Raw genomic sequence first — 6250 nt, 5'->3', positions numbered from 1 at the left:
AGCGTGCGGACGGCCCGAGCAGCGGCGCGTCGCCCCGGGCCGTCTCAGACGCCGCCGAGGTCGGCTTTCACGAACCCCGCGCCCCGCTGGTCGTTGCAGCCGACCAGCGGCCGGTCCGCCGGGTCGGGCCACACCTGCTGGGCCTGGAGCGCCACGCTCACCAGCGTCAGCAGCAGGTCGACGTCGCTCGCGGCGTCGAGGCGCAGGGTCACCCACTGCGAGCCGGGCACGATCCTGATCGCACCCGAGTGCTTCAGGTCCTTGGCGAACCGCCGGATGGCCCGGTCGGTGAGCCGCAGGTCGACATCACGCTCGGAGTGGAAGTGCGCGATCTCCCCCTGCGCCGAAGTCACCGCCTGACCCAGGCCGCAGCTCGGAGCGGCCGGTCTCAGGTCCGGCCATGTCGCCAGTTGCGCGAGCGCGCGCGAGGCCAACGTCATGGGGCCATCATGGCGCGCTCACCCGGCCGCAACCAGCTCGTGCGCAAGCATTAACCGACCTGTATCCGCCACGCACTCCCGAACCCGCACGTACGTAGCCCCGTCGAACAGGCCCACACCGACGGCGATTACCGCCATACTACGGATGTTCCACCGCAAAACGGCCGACAGAACCACACACGGCGGGACGCCGGCCCGCGCATCCCCGCCCCGGCTCCGACCGGCCCGGCCCCCACACCACCCATTCGTGTGCGATCGACCGCAACGGGGGCGCGCGGGCGGACTGCTGACACGCGCGCGGCACGCCTCACTCCGGCGGAGGCGCGGGCGCGGGCGGCCACCGGTCCATCGGCGGGGCGGTGGCCGAATGGGTGCAGCGAGTGGTGGAGCGGGGCCGTTGACGGGTGGGAACTCCCGTGGCGGGACAGCGCTGGCGGGAGGAAACTCCCTGGCGGGACAGCGTTGACGGGGGGAACTCCTCGGCGGGACAGTGCCGGCGGAACGAAACTGCCCTGGCGGGGCCGCGGGGTGTCGAGCGCGGTGTTCTGTGCGTGCCGACCGCCCCGCCCGACCTCCGACAGCGGCTTGGCCTCACGGGCGATGCCCGATCGGCGACTTGGACGGCGGCCGGCGGGGCCGGCGGGAACCTTCCCGGGCGGCCCGGGCGTTGTGGCGGTAGGAGTGGGGGCCGCGGCGTTCCCGCGCGAGGTCTTAGTCGTAGCCGTGAGCGTGAGGAGGCCGAGTGAGCGCCGAGATCGTGCAGTTGGTGGAGCAGGCGGGTCCGTATCTGACGACCGCGGTGAGCGCGTACGGGGTCGCCGTGTTCACCCGGGCGGAGAGCGCGGCCGCCGACGCCACGGCGAACCTGGGCCGACGCGTCCTGCAGGCGGTGTGGCGCCGTCGGGACGCGCAGGGCAGAGCGGAGCTGGAGGCGGCGGTCCAGGATGCCGCGGACGCGCCTCAGGACGCGGACGCGGCGGCGGCTGTGCGCCAGCAGATCAAGCGTGCGCTGCGCGAGGACGCCGAATTGGCGGCGGAGCTCGCCAGGCTGCTGCCCCCCGCCGGCGAGACCGTGCACATCACGGCGTCGGGTGAGCGCTCGGTCGCCGCCAGGACCATCGGCATCGCCGTTACCGGCGACAACGCCACCATCCGGAGGTGACGGACGACTCCGCCCCCGCCGCGCCCTCCCTTGCCCGCCTCCCCGGACTAGACCTACCCTGAGTTTGTGCCGCTAATAAACAAAACCCGTTCGCACAGTGTCGTGCCGGGTCCGAGCCTCACCTCGCTGCGCCTGGCGATCACCGCCTTCTTCGCGCTGGACGGTTTCCTCTTCGCGGGGTGGGTCGTCCGCATCCCCGACATCAAGCACCAGACGAACGCCTCCACCGGTGACCTCGGTCTGGCATTGCTCGGGGTCTCCGCGGGCGCCGTGCTCACCATGACGCTGACCGGCCGGCTGTGCCGTCGCTTCGGCAGTCATCCGGTGACCGTGGTCTGCATGGCGGTGCTCGCGCTCAGCGTGGCCCTGCCCCCGCTGACCCGCTCCGCGCCGGCGCTGGGGGCCGTCCTGCTGCTGTTCGGCGCCGCCTACGGCGGCGTCAACGTGGCGTTCAACAGTGCCGCCGTCGACCTGGTCGCCGCCCTGCGCCGTCCGATCATGCCCAGCTTCCACGCCGCCTTCAGCCTGGGCGGCATGGTCGGGGCCGCCCTGGGCGGGCTGGTCGCCGACGCCCTCTCCCCCACCCGTCATCTGCTCGGTCTCACCGTGATCGGCCTGGTCGTCACCGCCGTCGCCGGGCGCGGCCTGCTCCGGCACGAGCCGCCGGCACCACCGGAGCGCACCGGCGCGTCGCAGGCGTCGAAGAGGGGCGGCGGCGCGCCGGGAGGGCGGGGGCTGGTCGTCGTGTTGGGCCTCATCGCGCTGTGCACGGCGTACGGGGAAGGTGCGATGGCCGACTGGGGCGCGCTCCACCTCCAGCAGGATCTCGCCGCGTCCGCCGGAACGGCGGCTGCCGGGTACGCGTGCTTCGCGCTCGCCATGACCGTCGGCCGGCTGACGGGGACGGCTCTGCTGGCGCGCCTCGGCCGGGCCCGTACCGTGGTCGCCGGAGGCACCGTCGCGGCGGCGGGCATGCTGCTGGGCTCGCTGGCACCCTCCGTGTGGGCAGCGCTGACCGGCTTCGCGATCACGGGCGTCGGGCTCGCCAACCTGTTCCCGGTCGCAGTGGAACGGGCGGGGGCGCTGGCCGGTCCCTCCGGCGTCGCCGTCGCCTCCACGCTGGGCTACGGCGGCATGCTCCTCGGGCCGCCCGCGATCGGGTTCATGGCGGACTGGTTCTCCCTGCCCGCCGCGCTGACCAGCGTGGCCGCGCTGGCCGCCGTGGCCGCGGGCATCGGTGTGGCGACGCGGCGGGCGCTGGGCCGCTGACGCCGCGGCGGTCCCGGGCGGGTCCGGCCCCGGTGGCGTGACCTGCCGGCCGGCGTGTCCCGGTGATCGATCCGGACCGCGGGGCCGGATTTGCGCCAAGCCGCCCACCCCCTTACGTCTTCCGCCCCCGCGATCCGGGACGCGGCGAGGGTGAAGTGCACTCCATCCGGCACACTCGCTCCCATGGAGACTTCCGACTTCCTTGAAATCCTCGAACGTGAGGGCGGGTTGCTGGCGGCGGCCGCCGCCACGGCGGGGCCCGAGGCCAAGGTGCCGACCTGCCCCGAGTGGCAGGTCCGGGACCTGGTGCGGCACACCGGCACGGTGCACCGGTGGGCCGCCGCCCTCGTCGCCGAGGGGCACACCGCACCCCGGCCCATCACCGAGCCGCCGGAGCTGGACGACGCCGAGCTGGTGAGCTGGTACCGGGACAGCCACCGCCTGCTGGTGGACACCCTGGCCGCCGCGCCCGCCGACCTGGAGTGCTGGACCTTCCACCCCGCGCCCAACCCGTCGCCGCTGGCGTTCTGGACCCGGCGGCAGGCGCACGAGACGACCCTGCACCGGTACGACGCCGAGGCCGCGCGCGGCGGTACGCCGTCCCCGGTCGCGCCGGACTTCGCGGTGGACGGGATCGACGAGCTGCTGCGCGGCTTCCACGCCCGGTCGCGGAGCCGGGTGCGCAGCGAGGAACCGCGGGTGCTGCGGGTGCGCGCGCTGGACGCGGCGGCGGACGCGGTGTGGACCGTACGCCTCACGGACGAGCCGCCCGTGACCGTGCGGGCGGCGGAGGGGGAGGCCGAGGCGGAACTGTCCGGTCCGGCCGACCGGTTGTACCTGGCGCTGTGGAACCGGGCGGAGATCCCGCAGGTGACCGGCGACCCGGCGCTCGCGACCCTGTGGCGGGAGCGCTCGGCGATCTGACATCCGACCCGTCACCGCCGCCCCGCACGGGGCGGGCACCGCCCGCCATGCGGGATGACGACCGGTCAGGCGTCTTCGGTCAACATCCTGGCCAGTACCGCGCGCTGCACCGGCCGTACCTCGCCGTGCAGCGCGCGCCCCTTCTCCGTGAGCGCCACACGCACCCCGCGCCGGTCCTCCGGGCACATCGCGCGCTGGACGAGGCCGTCCTTCTCCAGGCGGCCGATGAGCCGGGACAGCGCGCTCTGACTGAGGTGGACGCGGTCGGAGATCTCCTGGACGCGGTAGGCGCAACCGCCGTCCGCCGCCGAGCCCTCGGCCAGCAGGTCGAGCACCTCGAAGTCGCTGGCGCACAAGCCGTGCCCGTGCAGCTCCCGGTCCAGTTCGCACTGTGTGCGGGCATGCAGGGCCAGGATGTCCCGCCACTGGTCCACGAGCGCCTGTTCGGCCTTCTTCGCCGCCATGAGCGCACGGTAGCAGAGAAACGAGATTGTTGCATCGTAATTAAATGCGCTTGCATTCGATGCACATGCATGTAGCCTGCTCGCCATGACCTCTCCGCTCACCACCTCCGCGGTTCCGTCCCCGGCGGCCCGCTGGACTCCCCGGCTGTGGGGCACCCTGCTGGTGCTGTGCGCAGCGATGTTCCTGGACGCCCTGGACGTGTCGATGGTCGGCGTCGCGCTGCCGTCCATCGGTGACGACCTGCACCTGTCGACGTCGGCCCTCCAATGGGTCGTCAGCGGCTACATCCTCGGCTACGGCGGTCTGCTCCTCCTCGGCGGCCGGACCGCCGACCTGCTCGGCCGGCGCCAGGTGTTCCTGGTCGCGCTCGGTGTGTTCGCGGTGGCCTCGCTGCTCGGCGGACTCGTGGACTCGGGCCCGCTGCTGATCGCCAGCCGCTTCATCAAGGGCCTGAGCGCGGCCTTCACCGCTCCCGCCGGTCTGTCGATCATCACCACGACGTTCCCGGAGGGCCCGCTGCGCAACCGGGCCCTGTCGATCTACACCACCTGCGGCGCCACCGGCTACTCCATGGGGCTGGTGTTCTCCGGCCTGCTCACCGAGGCCAGCTGGCGTTTCACGATGCTGCTGCCCGCGCCGGTCGCGCTGGTCGCCCTGCTCGTGGGCATGAAGCTGCTGCCGCGCACCGAACGCGAACGCGGCCAGGGCGGTTACGACGTCCCCGGCGCCGTCCTCGGCACCGCCTCGATGCTGCTGCTGGTCTTCACCGTCGTCCAGGCACCCGAGGCGGGCTGGGCCTCGGCCCGCACGATCCTCTCCTTCGTCGCCGTCGCCGTCATGCTGGCCGTCTTCGTCCTCGTCGAGCTGCGCAGCCCGAGCCCGCTGATCCGGCTCGGGGTGCTGCGCTCCGGCCCCCAGGTCCGGGCCCAGCTGGGCGCGTTGACGTTCGTCGGCAGTTACATAGGCTTCCAGTTCCTGGTCACGCTCTACATGCAGCAGGTGCTGGGCTGGTCGGCGCTGCACACCGCACTGGCGTTCCTGCCGGCCGGCGCGCTGGTGGCGCTCTCCGCCACCAAGGTCGGCACCGTCATCGACCGATTCGGCACCCCGCGTCTCATCGTGCTCGGCTTCATCGTCATGGCGACGGGATACGCCCTGTTCCTGCGGATCGACCTGAACCCGGTCTACGCGGCCGTGATCCTGCCGACCATGCTGCTGGTCGGCGTGGGCTTCGCGGTGACCTTCCCGTCTCTCAACGTCCAGGCGACCAACGGCGTCGAGGAGCATGAGCAGGGCATGGTCTCCGGGCTGCTCAACACCTCGGTGCAGGTGGGCGGCGCGATCTTCCTGGCCGTTGTGACGGCCGTGGTCACCGCGCACGCCCCGGAGAAGGCCACACCGCAGGCCGTCCTGGACAGCTACCGGCCCGGTCTGGTCGTGGTCACGTTCATCGCCGTCGCGGGGCTGCTGCTGTCGCTCGGCGGGCTGCGCAGGTCCCGGCAGGGGCAGTCCGTAGTGGTCGCCAAGTCCACTGTGCGGGAGGCGGACGCGGAGCGCGTGCCGGTCCGCGACTAGGGGGACCGCCTCCACAGGTGCGCCCGGCGGGAGTTTGTCCCGCCGGGCGCACGCCTGTGACACTGGCGGCATGTACGCACACGGGGGCCGCCGTACCAGGGCGGAGCAGGACGCGGCGACGGTCGAGATCGGTTACGCGCTGGTCAGCGCAGCGTTCGCGGCGGCCGTGCTGTTCGGCGCCGTGGCCGGGCCCGCCTTCCTCTTCGACCTGCCCGGACTGCTCGCCGCGGCCCTGCTGCGGCTGGGCGTGGCCTGCGCCGCGGTGGTGTTCGTGACCCGCGTGGTGAGCGTGCTGGTGCGCTTCCGCCGGTGGTCCCGGTCCGGCCCGCCACGACCGGACGGGAACCCCTGACGGGTGTCTCGCCCCCAGCCCGGCCGCACCGGCCCCGATTCCCAGGCGATGACGAGGAGTCGG

Annotated in this window: 7 protein-coding genes; 5 read left to right on the top strand and 2 right to left on the bottom strand. The window is 73.2% G+C overall.

Annotation, left to right across the window (positions count from 1 at the left end; genetic code table 11):
* Nucleotides 1-44: 44 nt before the first annotated feature.
* Entirely contained in the window at nt 45-440 is a 396-nt protein-coding gene (locus ABZ576_RS30430) for a luciferase family protein (RefSeq protein ID WP_360747891.1), read from the bottom strand.
* A 742-nt stretch (nt 441-1182) separates the two neighbouring features.
* On the opposite strand from ABZ576_RS30430, the gene ABZ576_RS30425 reads away from it, so the two are divergent.
* The 3 genes from ABZ576_RS30425 to ABZ576_RS30415 all read left to right on the top strand — a co-directional run bounded on the left by ABZ576_RS30425 (nt 1183) and on the right by ABZ576_RS30415 (nt 3795).
* Nucleotides 1183-1602, top strand: coding sequence for a hypothetical protein (locus ABZ576_RS30425; protein ID WP_360747888.1), 420 nt, complete (start codon nt 1183-1185; stop codon nt 1600-1602).
* Nucleotides 1603-1704: 102 nt separating this feature from the next.
* On the top strand, nt 1705-2871 hold the full coding sequence (locus ABZ576_RS30420) for an MFS transporter (protein ID WP_360747885.1): 1167 nt from the start codon (nt 1705-1707) through the stop codon (nt 2869-2871).
* Between the two features lie 183 nt (nt 2872-3054).
* Nucleotides 3055-3795: a maleylpyruvate isomerase family mycothiol-dependent enzyme gene (locus ABZ576_RS30415; RefSeq protein ID WP_360747882.1), complete on the top strand. Its 741-nt coding sequence runs from the start codon at nt 3055-3057 to the stop codon at nt 3793-3795.
* Between the two features lie 65 nt (nt 3796-3860).
* Here ABZ576_RS30415 and ABZ576_RS30410 read toward each other — a convergent pair whose 3' ends face one another.
* On the bottom strand, nt 3861-4259 hold the full coding sequence (locus tag ABZ576_RS30410; protein ID WP_360747879.1) for a MarR family transcriptional regulator: 399 nt from the start codon (nt 4257-4259) through the stop codon (nt 3861-3863).
* An 85-nt stretch (nt 4260-4344) separates the two neighbouring features.
* On the opposite strand from ABZ576_RS30410, the gene ABZ576_RS30405 reads away from it, so the two are divergent.
* Both ABZ576_RS30405 and ABZ576_RS30400 read left to right on the top strand, forming a co-directional pair.
* Nucleotides 4345-5835, top strand: coding sequence for an MFS transporter (locus ABZ576_RS30405; RefSeq protein ID WP_360747876.1), 1491 nt, complete (start codon nt 4345-4347; stop codon nt 5833-5835).
* 70 nt (nt 5836-5905) lie between these two features.
* Nucleotides 5906-6187 carry a DUF6332 family protein gene (locus ABZ576_RS30400; protein WP_360747873.1) on the top strand — a complete coding sequence of 94 codons (282 nt, stop codon included), beginning with the start codon at nt 5906-5908 and terminating at the stop codon, nt 6185-6187.
* Nucleotides 6188-6250: the final 63 nt, after the last annotated feature.

This window comes from Streptomyces sp. NPDC013455, from assembly GCF_040632975.1.
Taxonomy (GTDB): domain Bacteria; phylum Actinomycetota; class Actinomycetes; order Streptomycetales; family Streptomycetaceae; genus Streptomyces.
Note: the sequence above shows the minus strand (reverse complement) of the source record. Positions and strands in the feature narration are given on the sequence as shown.